This is a genomic window from Sorangiineae bacterium MSr11367 (assembly GCA_037157805.1).
In the GTDB taxonomy this organism is placed as follows: Bacteria; Myxococcota_A; Polyangia; order Polyangiales; family Polyangiaceae; genus Pendulispora; species Pendulispora rubella.
On record CP089983.1, the window covers coordinates 4,417,276 to 4,434,981 of the forward strand.

Annotated in this window: 14 protein-coding genes; 9 read left to right on the forward strand and 5 right to left on the reverse strand. The window is 64.1% G+C overall.

Annotated elements, in window-relative coordinates; all coding sequences use genetic code 11:
- Positions 1 to 5: 5 nt before the first annotated feature.
- Positions 6 to 1,736, forward strand: coding sequence for a hypothetical protein (locus LVJ94_17680; GenBank protein WXB09051.1), 1,731 nt, complete (start codon positions 6 to 8; stop codon positions 1,734 to 1,736).
- Between the two features lie 7 nt (positions 1,737 to 1,743).
- Here the strand turns inward: LVJ94_17680 and LVJ94_17685 are convergent, their stop codons facing one another.
- Positions 1,744 to 3,561 carry a long-chain fatty acid--CoA ligase gene (locus tag LVJ94_17685; GenBank protein WXB09052.1) on the reverse strand — a complete coding sequence of 606 codons (1,818 nt, stop codon included), beginning with the start codon at positions 3,559 to 3,561 and terminating at the stop codon, positions 1,744 to 1,746.
- 97 nt (positions 3,562 to 3,658) lie between these two features.
- Here LVJ94_17685 and LVJ94_17690 point away from each other — a divergent pair, with 97 nt between their 5' ends.
- Positions 3,659 to 4,339, forward strand: a complete 681-nt coding sequence (locus LVJ94_17690; protein ID WXB09053.1) for a TetR/AcrR family transcriptional regulator — start codon at positions 3,659 to 3,661, stop codon at positions 4,337 to 4,339.
- Here LVJ94_17690 and LVJ94_17695 read toward each other — a convergent pair.
- A complete protein-coding gene (locus tag LVJ94_17695) occupies positions 4,327 to 4,473 on the reverse strand; it encodes a hypothetical protein (protein ID WXB09054.1) in 147 nt (48 codons plus the stop codon). The two genes, LVJ94_17690 and LVJ94_17695, sit on opposite strands and share 13 nt — an antisense overlap.
- A 116-nt stretch (positions 4,474 to 4,589) precedes the next feature.
- Here LVJ94_17695 and LVJ94_17700 point away from each other — a divergent pair, with 116 nt between their 5' ends.
- On the forward strand, positions 4,590 to 5,792 hold the full coding sequence (locus LVJ94_17700) for a metalloregulator ArsR/SmtB family transcription factor (protein WXB09055.1): 1,203 nt from the start codon (positions 4,590 to 4,592) through the stop codon (positions 5,790 to 5,792).
- 79 nt (positions 5,793 to 5,871) lie between these two features.
- On the opposite strand, the gene LVJ94_17705 is transcribed toward LVJ94_17700, so the two are convergent.
- Positions 5,872 to 6,807, reverse strand: a complete 936-nt coding sequence (locus tag LVJ94_17705; protein ID WXB09056.1) for a squalene/phytoene synthase family protein — start codon at positions 6,805 to 6,807, stop codon at positions 5,872 to 5,874.
- A 230-nt stretch (positions 6,808 to 7,037) separates the two neighbouring features.
- Between LVJ94_17705 and LVJ94_17710 the strand changes: the two genes are divergently transcribed.
- The 6 genes from LVJ94_17710 (at position 7,038) to LVJ94_17735 (ending at position 14,356) form a co-directional block, all read left to right on the forward strand.
- On the forward strand, positions 7,038 to 8,063 hold the full coding sequence (locus LVJ94_17710; protein ID WXB09057.1) for an NAD-dependent epimerase/dehydratase family protein: 1,026 nt from the start codon (positions 7,038 to 7,040) through the stop codon (positions 8,061 to 8,063).
- Between the two features lie 29 nt (positions 8,064 to 8,092).
- Entirely contained in the window at positions 8,093 to 9,106 is a 1,014-nt protein-coding gene (gene hpnH / locus LVJ94_17715; GenBank protein ID WXB09058.1) for an adenosyl-hopene transferase HpnH, read from the forward strand.
- A 10-nt stretch (positions 9,107 to 9,116) separates the two neighbouring features.
- Entirely contained in the window at positions 9,117 to 11,087 is a 1,971-nt protein-coding gene (gene shc, locus LVJ94_17720; GenBank protein WXB09059.1) for a squalene--hopene cyclase, read from the forward strand.
- 4 nt (positions 11,088 to 11,091) lie between these two features.
- Positions 11,092 to 11,853: a carotenoid biosynthesis protein gene (locus tag LVJ94_17725; protein WXB09060.1), complete on the forward strand. Its 762-nt coding sequence runs from the start codon at positions 11,092 to 11,094 to the stop codon at positions 11,851 to 11,853.
- Positions 11,837 to 12,541, forward strand: a complete 705-nt coding sequence (locus LVJ94_17730) for a hypothetical protein (GenBank protein ID WXB09061.1) — start codon at positions 11,837 to 11,839, stop codon at positions 12,539 to 12,541. The genes LVJ94_17725 and LVJ94_17730 overlap by 17 nt, the downstream gene beginning before the upstream one ends.
- Positions 12,542 to 12,604: 63 nt before the next feature.
- Complete coding sequence (locus LVJ94_17735) at positions 12,605 to 14,356, forward strand: FG-GAP-like repeat-containing protein (GenBank protein ID WXB09062.1); 1,752 nt, start codon at positions 12,605 to 12,607, stop codon at positions 14,354 to 14,356.
- 111 nt (positions 14,357 to 14,467) lie between these two features.
- On the opposite strand, the gene LVJ94_17740 is transcribed toward LVJ94_17735, so the two are convergent.
- Complete coding sequence (locus tag LVJ94_17740; GenBank protein WXB09063.1) at positions 14,468 to 16,276, reverse strand: DUF4056 domain-containing protein; 1,809 nt, start codon at positions 16,274 to 16,276, stop codon at positions 14,468 to 14,470.
- A gap of 150 nt (positions 16,277 to 16,426) precedes the next feature.
- Complete coding sequence (locus LVJ94_17745; protein ID WXB09064.1) at positions 16,427 to 17,695, reverse strand: BamA/TamA family outer membrane protein; 1,269 nt, start codon at positions 17,693 to 17,695, stop codon at positions 16,427 to 16,429.
- Positions 17,696 to 17,706 lie beyond the last annotated feature (11 nt).

Here is a 17,706-nt window from a genome sequence, read left to right on the forward strand (position 1 = left end):
CGGCAATGAGAACTTCGACAGGAAGATGGCTTACGCTCGTAGGTACGTTGTGCGTCTCGGCCGCCGTGGCCAGCGCGTGCAGTGACGACGACCCCGCGTCCCCCGGCGGCGGCGGGGACAGCGGTCCGCCGGATCAATTCGTACCCGACGGCTCCGTGAACGATACCGGTGCCGACGTCAAAGACGCCGGCACCGACGTGGGACGGGACACTGGCCCGGGAACGTGCGGCGTCGCGCCGGATCCCGATACGGCCGTCAAGGTCCGCTTCGTCAACCTCTTGATGCCCGTCAACAGCGGCGCGGCCGTGGACCAAGCCCCAGGCTACGCACTCCGTCTCAATGCCAGTTATGCCAACAGCACGGTGGTGTCGAATTTCCCCGTCGTCCCGGCCGGAACGGGCCCCGTGTCGGTCACGCCGTATGCCAAGATCCCCGCGGGCGATATCACATTTGCCGCGCAGGAAAATGCCGCGGGTCCGGACGGCGGGGCGGGGTTCAAGGTCGCGGCGACGGTGCAAACCTTTGCTCCTGGAGCGAGAATCACCATCGTTGCCGTGGGCAAGCCTCGGGTGACGGGGCCGACCGCGACGCGCGCCAAGCTTCTGATCCTCGATGAATCGAAGCTGTCGGCTCCGACCTGTTCACAGGTCGGTCTGCGGTTTTTGAACGCGGACGATGCGACCCTCACCGATTCCTTCATGCTCGGATCCAGCACGACAGCGGCGGCGGACGTGCCGAAGCTCGCGGCCGGGGCCGAAACGGGCGTCGTCGCGCCACTCGCCACGGGGGCTATGAGCGTCACCGCGAGCACCCCGGCGTATTTCGGCCCCACGGGACAGGCTCCGTTCTCGATTCCTTCCGGCGTATTGGCCGCCGGACGAAGCTATTTCGTCGCGAGTGTGGGGGAGACCTATCGATTCTCGGACGACGAGCGGACCCATGGCTTGCTGGTCATTCCCGTGGGGGACGAAACGCCGGCCCGATTCATCAAGCGCGATCCGCTCATGTTCTTCTTTCACGCCTCGCCACCGAGCACGCCGTCGGAGCTCGAAGTCCACTCGGGTGGAGCACGCCTCGCCATCGGTCTCAAATACGCAGCATCGCCGACGTATGCCGATTTGCGTCCGGGCGGTGCCACGTTGCAGTTCATCCAGCCTGCGTCTTCCTCGGACGCCGGGGCGCCGCGTACGGTTCTCGACACCCAGCCTACGGGGGCGCTGGATCCGGGCGGCATCTACTTCACCAGCCTCATGGGGCTCGCCAATGGAACGGGCGAGCAGCAGCTTCGGTTCAAATCGTGGAAGCTTCGACCGCGGCCTGCCTTTGGCATTCTCGGAACCCCCAGTGATCCCTACAGCGGCCCGGTCGTGGCCTTCGTGCAGGCATCGCCCACGGCATCGGCCGTCGACGTGGGCTACTGGTCCGTCAACGCCGGTGGTGGCAAGGGCAGCACCTTTACGTCGCCGCTCACGAACATCCCCTACGGTGGAGCGAGCGCGCTCGAGGGCGTCAAATTCCCGGTCACCTGGGACGTGCAGTCGTGGTACGGCGCGCAGGGAACCGGGAACGCGGGCACCAACCGCGCGAGCTCGGGGACGCAATTGGGCGCCCGCTGGTACACCGCCGTGCTCGTGGGAGATTGGAATGCAACCGATGCCGAGCGCGGCGCCCAGCTCGTCGTTCTCGATCTCTCCGCACCGTCCACGGTGCTGTCCGTCCCCCTGACGCATCCGTGATGCCCGTTTAGGAATCCGCGGGATCGTCGCCTGCATAAAGGGCGTCGATCTCCGCGGCGTATTTCGCGTGAATCGGGCGGCGTTTGAGCTTCATCGTCGGCGTGAGCTCGTCGCCACCCGGTTCCCACGGTGCGTGCAAAAGCTTGTAGCGCTTGATCTGCTCCACCCGTGAGAGCCGCTCGTTGGCGCGCCCCACCGCCGCCGCAATGGCATCACCGAGCGGCCTGCACGCAGCGAGTGCGGCGAGCGACAGGTCCGCGAGGCCGCGCTGCTTTGCCCACGAGGCCACGGCCTCCGCCTCGAGCACGAGCAGGGCCACGTTGTACGGACGGCGATCGCCGATGCAGACCGCCTGGCCGATGAGCGGGCTCGCGCTCTTCAGCGTGCCCTCGATGTTCGCCGGCGACATGTTCTTGCCCGCCGAATTGATGATCAATTCCTTCTTCCGGTCGATGATGCGCAAATACCCCGCATCGTCGATGGTGCCGATGTCGCCGGTGCGGAGCCAGCCATCGCCGTCGATGGCCTCCCGCGTTTCCTTCGCTTGGCCGCGGTAGCCCTTCATGACGATGCGCCCGCGCACGAGCACCTCGCCATCCTCGGCCAGGTGCAATTCCACGCCCGGAATCGGCGGCCCCACGGTGCCGATGCGGATCGCCTCCGCCGGATTGAGCGTCGCCACGCACGACGATTCCGAAAGCCCCCACACTTCGCAGATGGGGACCCCGATGGCCGCGAAGAACTCGAGCACGTTCTCCGCAATGGGGGCCGCGCCCGAGAGGTGCCAGCGCGCCCGATCGAGCCCCATCATGGCGCGCACGGGCCGCAGCACCTGTTCGTCCGCCCGCGCGTACTCGGCGAGCAGCGCTTCGTCGGGCCCGGGGCCTCGTCCATGGATCGCGTCCTGTTCGGCGCGCATCTTGCGGAACCCCACGCCGATGGCCCACTCGGTGGCCTGTTTCACCGATTCCTCGGCCGTGGTCGCGAGCCGCGCCTCCAGGCCGGCCTTCATCTTCTCCCAAACGCGCGGCACCGCTCCCCAAATCGAGGGTCGCGCCTCCACCAGCGCCGCACTCAGCGCGCGCATGTCCGCGACGCTGGTAACGCGCGCCCCAAACACCAGGGATACGTAGTGGTTCACCATCCGATCGGCGATGTGCGCCGATGGCAAATACGACACCACGCTCTCGTCGTGGCGAATCGAATACACGGCGGAGACGCCGGCCAGCTCCGCGAGCAGATTCGCATGCGTCAATTCCACGCCCTTGGGCGCACCCGTCGTGCCCGACGTGTAGATGAGCGTGAGCACGTCGTTCGGCTGCACGGCATGCCACGCCGTATCGAAGTCGAAGTCCGCCTCGTCCCCCGCAATTTCCAAATCATCGAGGCTCATGGCGCCGTCCGGCGCATCGTCGTCGAGGCACACGATGTGTTCGAGCGCAACCTTCGCGCAGGCCGTTTTGGCGCGGTCGAGGAACGCCCGCTCGGTGATCATGACATGGCTGTTGGCATTGCCGAGAATCTCCAGCAGCTGCGGCACGGACGATGTGTTGTAAACGGAAAATGGCGTCGCCCCGAGGTGAATGGCCGCGGTATCCACGAGGTGAAACTCGGGGCGATTGGTCAGCATGATCGCGACCGTATCCCCGCGTCGCACGCCCAAGGTGAAGAGCCCCGCCGCGATGCACCGCACGCGTCGCGCATACTCGCGCCACGTGATGCGATCCATGTCGCCCGGTGTTCGCAGCGCGACCGCATCCGGCTGGCGCTGGACAGTCAGCTGGAAGGCCTCGCAGAGCGTTCGCACCCCCGTGCTCGTGTTCATTCCGGCAAGGCTAGCTCCGCGTCCGAAAAAAACAATCGCGCCTGCTTTTTTCCTGGCCCTTGATCTTTTGGGCGGAACCGTCACCTTTGCGAGGCAAATGGCAAGTACGCCCATTTCGGTCGTCGTCCCCAAGCAGCATCGCAGCCGCGTCACGCGCGAACGCTTGCTGCGTGCGGCGATTCAATGCCTCGCGGAGTTGGGGTGGGCCGGTACGACCATGGGCATCATCGCCGATCGCGCGGGCGTCTCGCGCGGTGCATCGCAGCACCATTTCCACACACGCGACGAGCTGGTCACCGCGGCCATCGAGTATGGGACCCGCGCGAGGCTCGAGGAGATCCGTCGCGAAGCATCCATTGGCGCCATTCCACGAAGGTCACGCTCCGAAGCGGTGCTCGATCTGCTCGTGCGCTCGTCGGAAAATTCGCTCTTCATGGCCGCGCTGCAATTGTGGGTTGCGGGCGCATCGGACGAGCGTCTGCGCGCCCAACTCATTCCATTGGAATCGAGGGTAGGGCGCGAAGTGCATCGCTTGACCGCGGAGCTTCTGGGCGTGGACGAGAATCAACCGGGCGTGCACGAATCGATCGAGGCCACGTTGGACTTGGTGCGCGGGCTCATGTTGGCCAATCTGCTGCGCCCGCATCCGATGCGGAGCCAGAGGGTCCTCCGGCAGTGGGCGCTCATGCTCGATGCCGCCGTCGCGCCCAACGCGCGCGTTTCGATGCGCCGAACACCGAAGAAGGCGAAGACCCACGTCCGCAATCAGGGGACGTAATGTCGTGACTCGGGTTGGAAGGCGACCGGCTGCAACGCCGGCTTGGCCGCCGGGTGATTCGAACGGATCGCCAGCAGAATGACCGCCAACAAGACGGCGTCGAGCAGCAACCAGGGGAGGACTGTGCGTGTCATGCCCTGTTATATGGGCATCTAACTCGTTCGTGACAAGACTAACTATTCGATAAATATCGAACCGGTTCGATTTGACCTGAACTCGTTAGACTGGTACCGAACTTGCTGTATCTGCCATGGCCAAGCCCCGTTCGGACGAAGACTCCCTGAGAAGCCGCTTCTCCTTCGAGGTTCACCTTCGCTTCGAGCTATGCCACGCCGCGCAGATCCTCACGGATCCCGCCAGCCGTGTTCACCCCGCTTGGCGGGCCCAGGCCCTGGCCAAGCTGCCACCGGCCTTTCACGAGTCGTACGCGGCCTTGGGTGCGTGGCCGCAGCTGTGGTCCATGATCCCCGATGTGTTCCGGGGCGAGGCCATGCCCTCACGTTTCGAGGACATGATGGCCCGCATGCGCGACATGCCGCTGAAGGACTTCCAGTGGCGTCTGCTCATCGGCTGCTTGCACGGCACGAAGATCGTGGAGCGTCTCATCGCGGGGAAAATCGACGTCGTGCAGGCCACCTCGAAGCTTCCCGCGTGGAAGCGCGAATGGCTCGAATACGTGGAGCTCTATCCTCCGAGCCTCGAGAGCTCCGGGGTGCGTTCGCTCACCTTGCTGTGCACCTCACCAGCCGAGTTTCGCGAGCGCATCATCTCCGTGCTCACGCTCTTCTGGGAGCGCATCTTCGCCCGCACGTGGGAGGACCTGCTTCCGCAGTTCCGGCGCTCGGTCGCCGAGAAGGAGCGCCTGTTTCAAACGTGCTCCATGGAAGAATTCGTGCGACTGGCCTTGCTGAAGATCGAAGTCGAAGAGCGCCAAGGCTTTCGCTCCCTGCGCGGAGGCTACCGCCTACCGTACGCGCAGATCCGCGAAGTGCACGTGCTCCCGTCGGCCTTCAACGAGCATCGCTTTTGGTCGGTGTACGACGAAGGGGAGGGCGGCTCCTTCCTCTACCTGCCGTACTTCGACCCGGCACTCACCCTCGAAGCGACGAGCACCTCCGCGCCCGTCGCATCGGTCTCTCCCGCCGCGCCCTACGAACGGCTCGCCGATCCCGCCTTCATCTTCAAAGCCCTAGGCGATAGCACGCGGTTCACCATCGCGACCATCATTGCCAAGTCGCCGCGCAGTTCCGCCGAGCTCGCAACGTTGCTCAAGGTGTCGCGTCCGACCATCTCGCATCACCTCGTCGTTCTGCGCGAAGCGGGCCTCATCGACGAAGAGCACAAGAGCGGATCGATCCTGCTCTCCCTTCGTCGGAAGGCCATCGAGGAGTTGTCCGTCATGACCTTGGATCGCTTCTACGCGCACGGGGACAGTACGAAGAAACCAAGGTGAATCCGATTCGAAACGGATTCGTCACAAATGCTCGCAGGTTATCCACAACTTGAGCATTTTCCTCCACAGCTTGGCGCACTCAACGCCATTTGGCGTGGCGTATCTTGTCTTGGAGCCGGGCCACCAGCCCGAGCACCTCGTTGCGGGAAACCTTCGCGCCCGCGCCCCGCGCTTCGAGTGCGGTGAGTGATCGCTCCGCGAGTTCCACGGTGAGGGTGGTGAAGGCGACGAAGCCGGCGGGCGAGCGCTTCTCTTCCAAGGCCGCGATGTAGGCGCGCGCCTCCACGAGATCGGCCCGTGCGAGGGAGAGGATCTCTTCGCGGGGCACGCCGACGGGCAGGTACGCCCGCCCGTCGCGGGCATCGGAGTGCTCGTCCTTCAGGATGTTGACCAGTTGGAGTCCTTCACCGAACGCTCGCTCGTGGCGGACGAGTGCCGGCTTCACGTCGGCGAGCTGGGGGGCGTCGTGCACGAACAGCGCCGTCACCAATTCGCCGACGATGCCGGCGACCACGTAGCAATAGGCGCGCAACGCGGCGACATCCGCGAGCTGCACGTGCCCCGCCGCGTCGGCCTCGCGCAGCGTTTGGGCCATGCCCTCGGTGGTGCGCGCCGCGTGCTCGAGCACGATGTGGGCCCGCGCCGAAGGCCACGTGGAGAGCTCGTCGAGAAGCGCCGGAAAGGCGATGAGGAGATCCAGGCACCCCTTGTCGACGGTGGCATTGCGCACGACCCAGTCGCGACTGGCCGCCCGCGCCCGTGCAGCGTCTCCGCGGCGCAGGATGGGAACGAGCTCGTCCAGCGCGGCCACCCGCTCGTCGCGCGACCAATGTGCGGCGTCTTCGAGCGTGTCCGCGACCCTGAAAAGGAGGTAAGCCACCGCCAATGCGTTCTGCGTCGGCTCCGGCAGAAGCGGAATGGCCAGGGCAAACGTGCGGCTCGTTCGTACGAGAAGGTCGCGTACGACGGCGGGGGCAGCAGGTGTGGGGCGCGATTCCGTTGTTAGTCGAAGCATATTGAAGAGGTATGGGGTCAACGTCCCAGCCGTCGAGGTGCAGAACTCCCGCGCCGCCATCCCTCGGCGCCTTCTGCTTTTCGTGGAGTGCGCGAAATCCCTCTTAGCAGATTACCTGCCTCGACAAGGAACAAGAACCGACGCGCTTTTTTTCATCACAAGCGTGTGACACCCTAAACACCCGAACGAAACAACCCTAACCGCGTTGAACGGGAGTAGGGTGCTCTATCGTGTCGAAGGCCTTGGTGACGGGGGCGAGTGGTTTCGTTGGCGCAAACGTTGCGCGCGTGCTCGCGGAGCGGGGACGGGCCGTTCGCGTCTTGGTGCGGGCAACCTCGGATCGACGCAATTTGCAGGGTTTAGACGCTGAAATCGTCGAGGGCGACCTTCGCGACGCCGAGGCCGTCACGCGCGCGGTCCGTGGATGCGACGAAGTGTACCACGTGGCCGCCGAGTACACCTTCTGGTCGAACGATCCCGCGTCCATCCACCGAAGCAACGTCGATGGCACGACCCATGTCATGGATGCCTGCCTTCGCGCTGGCGTGGGACGCGTCGTTTATACATCGACGGTGGGGACCATCGGGCTCGCACCGGTCGGCGGCGACGAAATGGGAGCCCGCGACGAGCGCACGCCGCTTGCGGAGGGCCAACTCTCTGGGCACTACAAGCGCTCCAAGTTCGATGCAGAAAAGGTCGTGCTCGATTATGCCGCGCGCGGCCTCCCCGTTGTCGTCGTGAATCCGAGTGCGCCGGTCGGGCCTTGGGATCGCAAGCCCACACCGACCGGCCAGATCCTCGTCGACTTCATGCTTGGAAAAATGCCGGCCTTCGTCGACACGGGCCTGAACATCGTCCACGTGCGCGACGTGGCCGAGGGGCACGTGCTGGCCGCCGAGAAGGGACGGGTCGGAGAACGCTACATTCTGGGGAACGAGAACATGAGCCTTGCTCGGATCCTCGAAACCCTGGCCCGTCTCACGGGGAAACGCGCGCCGACGGTGCGCATTCCCTACGGTGTTGCCTACGCCGCGGGCTGGTTGAGCACCACGCTCTCGGACCTCGTCACCCACCGCACGCCGGCGATTCCCCTGGAATCGGTCAAGATGGCGAAGCGGTATATGTTTTTCAGCTCAGCAAAGGCCATCTCCGAGTTGGGGCTTCCGCAGACCCCCGTCGAGCGCGCATTCGCCGACGCACTGGACTGGTTCTCACATCACCACTACTTCATTGCGGGGGGCTCTGCCGCCCCGTAACCCCAAAAGATAACTTCTGGAGAATTCCCATGGCGATTCCGATGATGCAGGCGGCAGCGGTCGGCAAATACATCATGACGCAGAAGCTCAAGAGGCGGAAGCGTTACCCGCTGGTCACCATGCTCGAACCGCTCTTTCGTTGCAACTTGGAGTGCATCGGTTGCGGGAAGATCCAGTACCCCGAAGAGATCCTCAAACAGTCGCTGGCGCCGGAGAAATGCTTTGCCGCCGTCGAGGAATGCGGCGCCCCCGTCGTGACGGTGGCGGGGGGCGAACCGCTCATCCATCCGCAGATCCGCGAGATCATCGAGGGGCTCGTCGATCGAAAGAAGTTCATTTACCTGTGCACGAATGCCCTCTTGCTGCGGCGCAAGCTCGACATGTTCACGCCGAGCGACTACCTCACCATGAGCATTCACCTGGACGGCGTCCAGAAGCACCATGACCACTGCGTGCAGCGCGAAGGCGTGTACGAAACCGCGGTGGCTGCCATCAAAGAGGCCAAGAAGCGTGGCTTTCGCGTGACGACCAACACGACGATCTTCATGGACCACCCGGCCGAAGATCTGCACCGCTTCTTCGACGACATGACCGCGCTCGGCGTCGACGGGATGATGATCTCGCCGGGCTACAGTTACGAGCGGGCGCCGGTGCAGGACAAATTCCTCAAGCGCAACCAGACGAAGGAACTCTTTCGCAAGGTGCTCGAGCCCGCCGCGCAGCGCAAATGGGCATTCAACCATTCGCCGTTCTATCTGGATTTCTTGAAGGGTGAGCGGGAGTACGAGTGCACGCCGTGGGGCAATCCCAATTACACGATCTTCGGCTGGCAGCGCCCCTGCTATCTCTTCAACGAAGGCGGGTACGCGGAGACCTTCAAAGAGTTGATGGAGACGACGGATTGGGACAAATTCGGCACCAAGAGCGGACACCGAAAGTGCCGCGATTGCATGGTGCACTGCGGGTACGAGCCGACCGCCGTGGAAGACAGCATGGCGAGCCCGAAGAACATCTTCCGCTCGATCTCCGCCGCCTTCCAGTGAGATTCCACGTATGACCAACTCAACGATCGTCGTCCCGCAGCCGTCGTCCTCGTCCTCCGATGTCCATGCGGCGTCGAAAGCCGTCCGGAGGGCGGTGGACTATTCCTACGGAAAGCAGAGGGCCGACGGGCACTGGTGCGCGGAGCTCGAGTCGAACTGCACCATCACCAGCGAATACGTGCTGATGTGTCAGGCGCTCGGGGTGGACCTCGCGTCGAAGCGTGAGGGGCTCGTGCAGTACCTCTTCGAGCACCAGAACGACGATGGGAGCTGGGGCATTGCCCACGATGTCGACGGCGACGTGTCGACGACGGCCGAGTGTTACCTCGCGCTGCGCATCCTGGGAATCGCGACGGCCGACGCGGGCCTCGAACGCGCCGCTTCGTTCATCCTGACCCACGGCGGGCTGGAGAAAATGCGCGTGTTTACGCGCATCTTCTTCGCACTGTTCGGGCTCTTTCCGTGGGACTCGGTGCCGGTGCTCCCCCCGGAGCTCATTCTGCTTCCCGCCTCGAGCCCGGTGAACATTTACGCGTTCGCAAGCTGGGCGCGCGGCACCATCGTTCCATTGCTCGTCCTGTTCCACCACAAGCCGCTCTACGCGCTGCCGAATGGCAAGCACGCCGAGAACGACTGGCTCGACCATCTGTGGCGAAACCCGCACGACAAGCACGTGCCCTATGCGCCTCCGCTCGGCGGCATTTTGCGCGAGCACAAGGTGTCGGCCAAGTCGGTCATCTCGCTCGGCTACAAAGCCGTGCTGGGCTACGAAACGTTGACGGGCGGCCTCTTTTCGCCCGTGCGCAAGCGCGCCGTGCAAGCGTGTGTCGATTGGGTGCTCGAGCATCAGGAGCCAAGTGGCGATTGGGCGGGCATCTTCCCGCCGATGGTCAACGGCGTCTTGGCGCTGCATGCGCACGGGTACGCGCTCGATTCGGATCCCATGCGCCGCGGGCTCGAAGCCATCGAGCGCTTCACCATGACGGACGCGGACGGAGTGCGCGTGGAAGCGTGCCAATCGCCGGTCTGGGACACCTGCCTGACCATGATCGGTCTGCTCGATTGCGAGGCGGGAGACGCGCGGCTTTCGGCGCCACGCCAGTGGATGACCAAGTTGCAGATCTTGGACGATCACGGCGACTGGAAGGTTTACAACACGAAGGGCCGGCCCGGTGGCTGGTCGTTCGAATATGCCAATACCTGGTACCCGGACGTGGACGATACCGCCGCCGTGGTCATGGCTCTCCTGAAGCAGGACCCATCGTCGGCCAAGAGCGACGTCGTGCGGCGTGCCATCGAGTGGATCGTCAGCATGCAGAACGAGGATGGGGGCTGGGCGGCATTCGATCGAAAGAACGACAAGCTCTTTCTCAACGATATCCCGTTCTCCGATATGGATTCGCTTTGCGATCCCAGCACTCCGGATATCGTCGGGCGCATTCTCGAGGCGCTCGGTATCTTGGGCGACCGTCGTTACGAGGCGGCGTGCGCACGCGGAATTGCCTACTTGCGCAAGAATCAGGAGCCCGAAGGCTCGTGGTTCGGGCGATGGGGTGTCAATTACGTGTACGGGACGTCCAATGTTCTCTGCGGGCTGATGCACCACGGGTTCCGGGCGTCCGATCCGATGATCGGGCGCGCCCTGGGTTGGCTCAAGTCGGTTCAGAATGCCGACGGCGGATGGGGAGAGCACGTCAATTCGTATGCGGACCGCAACCTCATGGGGCGGGGCACGTCGACGGCTTCGCAAACGGCATGGGGGCTGATGGGGCTCCTGGCGTTCTTGCCGCCGGAGGATCCGTCCGTGCAGCGCGGCATCGCATGGCTGGTTTCGCGCCAGACCGACGAGGGGACCTGGAACGAAAAGGAGTTCACCGGGACGGGGTTCCCAAAGTACTTCTATCTGCGCTACCACATGTACCGGCACTATTTCCCGCTCATGGCGCTCGGTCGTTACGTGCGGGCGCTGCGCGCTTCTTGAGACCGTGAGTCCGTGGGGCTTGCTCTGGGGCAGTGTCGTGCACCGCCCCTACGTCTACGCCTTTCTCGCGTGCTTTCTGGTATTCGCGCTGCGCCACCTCGGCGTTTGGCGGATGCTGCTCTTCATGCTCCCGACGTGGGTCATCGCCTACGCGTGTGAGTACAGCTCCACGCGCAACGGATTTCCCTTCGGGTACTACCGCTATTTCGATGATACGCGCACCCGGGAACTCTGGATTTCCAACGTCCCGTTTTTCGATTCGCTGTCCTTCGTCTTTCTCTCGTATTTCAGCTTCGTGCTCGCCTCCGCGCTCGTCGGCGACGTCTCCCGGCCGGTGTCGCGCGCCATTCCGTGGCTCGGGGGCGTGTTGATGATGCTGCTCGACGTGGTCATCGACCCCGTGGCGCTGCAGGGAGATAAGTGGTTTCTGGGGAGAATTTACGATTATCCGTACCAGGGTTTCTATTTCGGGGTAACGGCCGCGAATTTCGGCGGTTGGTTCTTCGTCGGGTTCGTGACGCAGGCGTTTTTTCTCCTGGTGCTGCGAGGATCGCTGCGGCCGGTACCTCGGCGGTTCGTGCTCGGCGCATATGGCGTTTATGCGGGGATCTTTCTGTTCAATCTGACCATGACGCTGATCATCGGCGATTACCGATTGGCAGCAGCGAGCGCGGTGGTGACGGCCGGCACCTTGGGCGCGATGGCCGTGGGACTTCGGACGCGGCGGGCGCTGGCGCAGCTTTCCTCGCGTGAAGGGAGTGCGTAACCACGTGCTCTTGGTCTGCGCCGCCACGGGGACCGAGTACGATGCCTGCCTGGCCGGGATCCGCGACGCGGACCTTGCGGGCTCGTTCGAGGTGTTGCAGGTGGGCGTCGGTCCCCGGCACGCCGCGCGCAGCCTGCGCGAGCGACTTGCCCGTGGCCCCGCCCCAAGCCGCATCCTGTCCTGCGGTTTCGCGGGGGCGCTGGGGGAGGGCGTTTCGCTCGGTGCGTGGATCACGGCGGAAACGCTGTCCGAATGGCAAAATGGCTCGCTCGTGCCGATGGCGCAGCCCATCGCCGTGGCCTCCTGCATGCCGTGCGACGTCGTCTCCGTGGATCATCTCGTGGGCCGAAATTCGCCCCTTCGCCGCGCGCCCCGTCCTTCGGCGCGCCCCCTGGTCGCCGACATGGAGTCCGCCGCCCTCGCGGCCGAGGCCAGCGCCCGCGGTATCGCGCTCTCCGTCGTGCGCCTGGTGAGCGATACGCCCGAGCATCCATTGCCCGAGTTCCTCTCTCCCTTCACGGCGGCCATGGCCGGCAGCGACGCCCGCGCACGCACCGCACTCCTTGCCCGCGGCATCGGCTCGGCCCTCACCGATCCGCGCGGCGTCGCGCGCCTCCTCGTCGAAGGCCGAACCTGGACGAAAAAACTCCGCGAAGGCTTCGCCACCCTCGCCCCGTTTCTCGTCTAACCCTCACAAACGAGGAAACGGGCACGACGCATCGGCCGAACTAGGTGCAGGAGAGAAAAACTCATGCCTCGCCACCGATTCGCTCGAAAGTCTCGTGATGTTGCCGCAACATTGGCCCTGATCACCACAGCGGCATGTTCTGCGGTATCCTCGGATGCACCGTCCGAGGTGACAGGGACCACGTCGGACAAGTTGCTGCTCGATCTCGGGGCCACGCTCTGGACCAACAATGCCAACGTCGTGCCGGTCTGCTGGATGCGGACTGGTTACAACGGCGAAAAAGCCTTGGTTCGAAACGCCGTCGTTGCAACATGGGGCGCGGTCGCGAACCTGCAGTTCACGGGATGGGGGGACTGTCCGACCACCGGGAGCGCACGATTCATCAAAATAGATATCGCGGACAAACCGAAGGAACCCGACGGAACGTATTCGAACGGCGGAGGGGACGGGCAAGCCGTTGGTTACGGTATGGGAATCCTGCGTTCGCCGGGGGAAGGGGCCTCCGTTGGTTTTTGGCTCGCCCCCGATCATTCGGCCAATCGCGGCCGCGTAGAATACCTCGGCGTGCACGAGTTCGGACACGTTTTAGGCTTCAAACACGAACAAGACAGCCCTGACAACTACGTCAACGGCAGGCCGGTTCATTGCGCGAATCAAACGGGTGCGGTCGCGACGAACGTTCGCCAAGTGGGGCCGTACGATGCCAACTCGATCATGAACTACTGCAACGATACGGGGAACGGGCAGGGCATTCTCAGCCCGGGAGATATCGTGGCCGTGCAGTCCATTTATGGCCTCCCCCCCACGGCTTCCATCAAGAGTGTTTGTCGTTCGGCGCCCACCGCGACATCGCGAAAGGTCAAGAGCGACCTTGCAGCTCCGTGGCCGAACGGAAATAAGACGTCCGTCGGCGTCTATCCGTCGACGGGAGGTGCATTCACCGGTTGGTACGATGGTCTCACGGGGGGAGGCTGGGACGGTCGTTCCAAATACGCTGCGGGCGATTTCAACGGAGATGGATTTACAGATATCGCGACGGCTTGGAACGATTTTGGGTGGAGCTCGATCGCGGTTCGACAATCCACTGGAACGGGCTTTACCCTCAAGTCATGGCGTGATCGACCGGCCTCATTCCTGGATGCAGCCCAATGGCTCCCGGGTGACTTCAACCACGATGGCTTCGACGATCTGGCCATCGCATGGAACGATCATGGGTCGACGTCCGTGGGGGTATTCCTCTCGACCGGGACGAGCTTTTCAAGCTACCAAGGTTGGGCGTCGCGCATGGGAGGCTGGGACGACAGCGACCGATGGGTCGTCGGTGACTTCAATCATGATGGATACGCGGATCTTGCGACGGTCTGGAACAACGGCGGACAGAATGCGATTGCCGTCCGGCGATCGACGGGGTTCTCGTTCGAACTCCAGCAATCGGTCACCACGGCCGACCCGTGGCGGAATTCTACGAAGTGGCTGGCCGGCGATTTCAACGGCGACGGAGACACGGATCTTGCTGCAGCGTTCAACAGCAATGGGGCTGCGCAAGTCGATGTCCACCTTTCGACAGGTACGGGCTTCTCGGCGCGAACGCCGTGGGACACCTCCGGCGGAGGATGGTCGGACGAGCATGATTGGACGACCGGCGATTTCGATGGCGACGGAGATTGGGACCTCGCAACCGTCTGGAACAATGGAAACAATGTCGTAACCGTGCGCAAATCGAACCGATCTGCGTTCGTCGAGCGAACGAATTGGGAGAACCTAGGCGGATGGATGCGCAGCACCCAGTGGTGCGCGGGCAGGTTCACGAACTGAGCCTTGGGAGTGAAACGACCGGATTGAGGGGCAGGCGGAAGTCCTCGGGTCCAAAAAAACTGGAGGACTTCCTCCCCGCTTCCCAGGTTGGGGCCGACGAATGGGGCTTTTCTAAAAGGTCAGCTTCTGCAGCCCCAAGGTTGCCGTGAGCAGAAGTTGCCATGTGCCCGGCTGGTCGACGGAGACGAAGGGGGCGGCGAGCTCGGGGAAGGCGTTTTGCGGGCGCGCCCAGTAGGAGTAGCTTCCGCGGAGGCCCACGGAGCCGAGGCCGAAAGGAACGAGTTCGCCGGGGCGGCCGGCGACCTGCGAGCGGCCCACGACGAAGTTGTACGACAGGCGAACATCGGACTCGAACACGCCGTCGCGTGGTTTCGCCGGATCGAGTCGGTAGCCTGTGGCGCCGCGCAGCTCCACCTGCCGTGAAGGCGAGCGCACGAGGAAGGAGAGACTCCCGCCCGTGCGTGGGATCGTGCGCCCCTCGCGATCCTCGCTCCAGATGTGCTCGAGCGCGCCCCCCAAATGAAGGAGCAAGCGCACGGCGTCGTAGCTCGCCGATTGACCGTTGCCCAGAGGATTGAGCACGCCCGCGAGGCGGATGGGCCGCAACGCGGCTCTTCCGGTTCCTCCGTCGAGAATCGCTTCGCCAATCGCACCACCGAGCCCGAACCACTCGCCGGGCGCGCATGGACCCAAGAGGGAGACGAGCGGCGGGCGCAGCTCCCGCGTTTCCGGATCGTGACAGAACCAGAGTGCGTCGGACTGAAAGAACGTAAACCCCGCCATGAGCCCGCGCTCGGGCGCGTGCATCACATCGATCTTCAGAACGCCGAAGTCGCCCCCGCGCGTATCGCCGCGAACGAGCTCGAGCCCCCCGCCGCCCATGCCCCGCACGTTGCCCTCGCCGGATCCCTGCACGCCCCCGAGACCCGACAGCTCGAGAAGGCGTATCCCCGTCACGTAATGCGCGACCGAGCCGTGGATGCCGGCCTCCAACCTTTCCGGCGGAGGATTCGGTATCCCTGCCTCGATCGCGCGCCGCACCTCGTCGGTGAGGCGAGGAAGATCGGGCTCGCCGAGGGGCTTTCCCATCTCTTCGCGTGGAAATCGGATCAATTCGTGCGCGTGGGGCTCGATCGCAAGTGCGTAATACTCGGGGAGCGGGATCCCTTGATCGTCCGTTTGCGGCACGGTCAGCACCACGGGATCGCCTTCCGTCGCGATCACGTCGGCGGGCGCCAACGTCGGCGGTACCTTGGGCCCCATGACGTAACTGCGCCGAATGGCGATTTGATACGAGGGCCACGCATGCTTCGGGCTCCACCAGCGGCCGGCCAGCTGGTCGAGTGTCCTGCGCGTTTCCGCTTGCGAAACCGCGCCAAGGCGCTCGAACGTGGTCGAGAGCGCGAGGTCCATCGCATGGTCGTAAGGGAGTGCGCTTTCGAGCGCGGCGACACCGAGGTGGGCGCCGAGAAGATTCGAATACAGATCGTCTGGGGTAAACGAAGAATAGATCTCCTCCGCCGCCCGAAACTTCGTAAGCCCATAATATTGAACGAGCTCGGCCCAAACCGAGAGATGGAACGTGACACGGATGGCGATGAGATCGCTCGTCCGGGCCACGTCCTCCGCCGGCACGGCACGCAGGACGCGAACGATTCGCTCGGCGCCCTTGGGTCCGAGATCGATGGTTCCCGCCCCGCGCGCGAGGAGCGGGCGCAGGCGCGTTGCAAGGTAGGCGGCGATGTCCGCGTAATCCCGCGTGTGCCCGAGATCGACGAATCCACCCCGGCGCGTGTAGAGGAAGCCATTATTTTCCGTCAGTTCCCCGTCTACCGCATACGAATGACGTCCTACGCCGCTGGTCGAGATGACCCCTGCAATGACCACCGGAACGTGCGTGGCCCCCAGGTGGATCGGCATATCCGGGGAGAGCGCGCAGCAAGGCCGTCCACGTGGCGCGGCGCGACCCGGTTCCGCTGTGTCCGCATGCGCGGTCGCCGGCGCAATCGCGAAGGCGAGTGCGAGACAGCAAAAAATGGAACGAAGGGGGAGGGAAGTCATCCGCGCACGTCAAAAAATGAGCCCGTTGGCGAGGTAATAGGCAAGTGGAAATTCGTCGGGAGCATGATCCGTGGGCGAATGGGCAACCTCCACGCGGAAGACACTGGAGCGATCCCACTGAAAGTAAAAGCCCCCGCCCACGCTGTATTTGATGCCCGGCGTGGAGCCATCGGACACCGACGAATCCCAGTCGTTCCAGACGCGGCCGACATCGAAAAAGGTCGTCGTCCCAATCTGGAGTTGCCACGACAGAACGCGAAAGCGGGGGATGAAGTCCGTGCGCAGTTCGTAATTCGCCAGCACCTTGATGTGACCGGCGTACCGCGCCTCGGGGATCCCACGGAGCCCGCGTTCGCCACCGACCATGTGCGTCGGGTTGAACACGCTACCGCTCTGAAGCTCGTAAAATGGGACGCGGCCGAAGAGAAAGCTGGCCATGAGCCGCGACCCGAAGGTCATCTTGGGCCCGAGCGGGATGTACGACTGCAGCACGGCGGAGGCCTCGCCGAAGCCCACGCGCTCCGCGGTGCCTGCCGTCCCGAGCACACCGACCTGGTAGAACACGCCCTCGTGCGGCACGAACTCGTCGTCGCGCGTATCGAGGAAGATGCCCGCACCGAGGCTTCCGAGAAACGCGTTCTCCGTGCCGGGCAGGTTCGAGTTCGCGATATCGTGGGCGAGCTTGGAGTTTTGGTAGACCGATGGAAACACGTAGCGCAGGCTCGTCGTGAACGCGGCGTCGAAGGGCGTGCCGGTCTTCACGCGCGCGACGGAGCGGAGGCGAACCTCCTGGGCGATGTACTCGTCGTTGCGGAGAGGATCCGCGTCGCCGGGTGCGTCCTCCGCGGTGCTCGCATTGCCGGTCCCCTCCCAGCGCGCGATGATGTTGCGCAGGAAGTGGGCGCGCGTGTCGAGGCGAACGCGCCCGCCAAAGAGATTGGGCACATCCAAGCGAAACGCGTGGTAGTGCTGGACGAGGCGAAAACCGTTCGCGTCGTTCTTGAAGCTCGTGCCCAGCGTTCCGCCAAAAAGCCATTTGTACGGACGCGCGTCATCGTAAAAGCGTGCCAGTGTGAAGACCACGCCGAATTCGACGCCGACATCGCTGTTGCCGCCGATGTCGGGCACAGGGAGAAACTCGTAACGGCGCGCGGCCAGTTTGTCCTGCGACTCCGACGGGGCGAGGGTGTCCGCACCGGCGGCGCCTGGACTCACGAGCACGGCGAGGCCGGCAAGCCATTTCAGAAGGGGATATCTCGAGGAAAGGAAGGCCGGCATTCGGAAAGCAA

Coding starts and splice junctions, on each gene's coding strand:
- LVJ94_17680 (WXB09051.1), top strand. CDS start 6: ATGAGAACTTCGACAGGAAGATGGCTTACGCTCGTAGGTACGTTGTGC.
- LVJ94_17685 (WXB09052.1), bottom strand. CDS start 3,561: ATGAACACGAGCACGGGGGTGCGAACGCTCTGCGAGGCCTTCCAGCTG.
- LVJ94_17690 (WXB09053.1), top strand. CDS start 3,659: ATGGCAAGTACGCCCATTTCGGTCGTCGTCCCCAAGCAGCATCGCAGC.
- LVJ94_17695 (WXB09054.1), bottom strand. CDS start 4,473: ATGACACGCACAGTCCTCCCCTGGTTGCTGCTCGACGCCGTCTTGTTG.
- LVJ94_17700 (WXB09055.1), top strand. CDS start 4,590: ATGGCCAAGCCCCGTTCGGACGAAGACTCCCTGAGAAGCCGCTTCTCC.
- LVJ94_17705 (WXB09056.1), bottom strand. CDS start 6,807: ATGCTTCGACTAACAACGGAATCGCGCCCCACACCTGCTGCCCCCGCC.
- hpnH (WXB09058.1), top strand. CDS start 8,093: ATGGCGATTCCGATGATGCAGGCGGCAGCGGTCGGCAAATACATCATG.
- shc (WXB09059.1), top strand. CDS start 9,117: ATGACCAACTCAACGATCGTCGTCCCGCAGCCGTCGTCCTCGTCCTCC.
- LVJ94_17735 (WXB09062.1), top strand. CDS start 12,605: ATGCCTCGCCACCGATTCGCTCGAAAGTCTCGTGATGTTGCCGCAACA.
- LVJ94_17740 (WXB09063.1), bottom strand. CDS start 16,276: ATGCCGATCCACCTGGGGGCCACGCACGTTCCGGTGGTCATTGCAGGG.
- LVJ94_17745 (WXB09064.1), bottom strand. CDS start 17,695: ATGCCGGCCTTCCTTTCCTCGAGATATCCCCTTCTGAAATGGCTTGCC.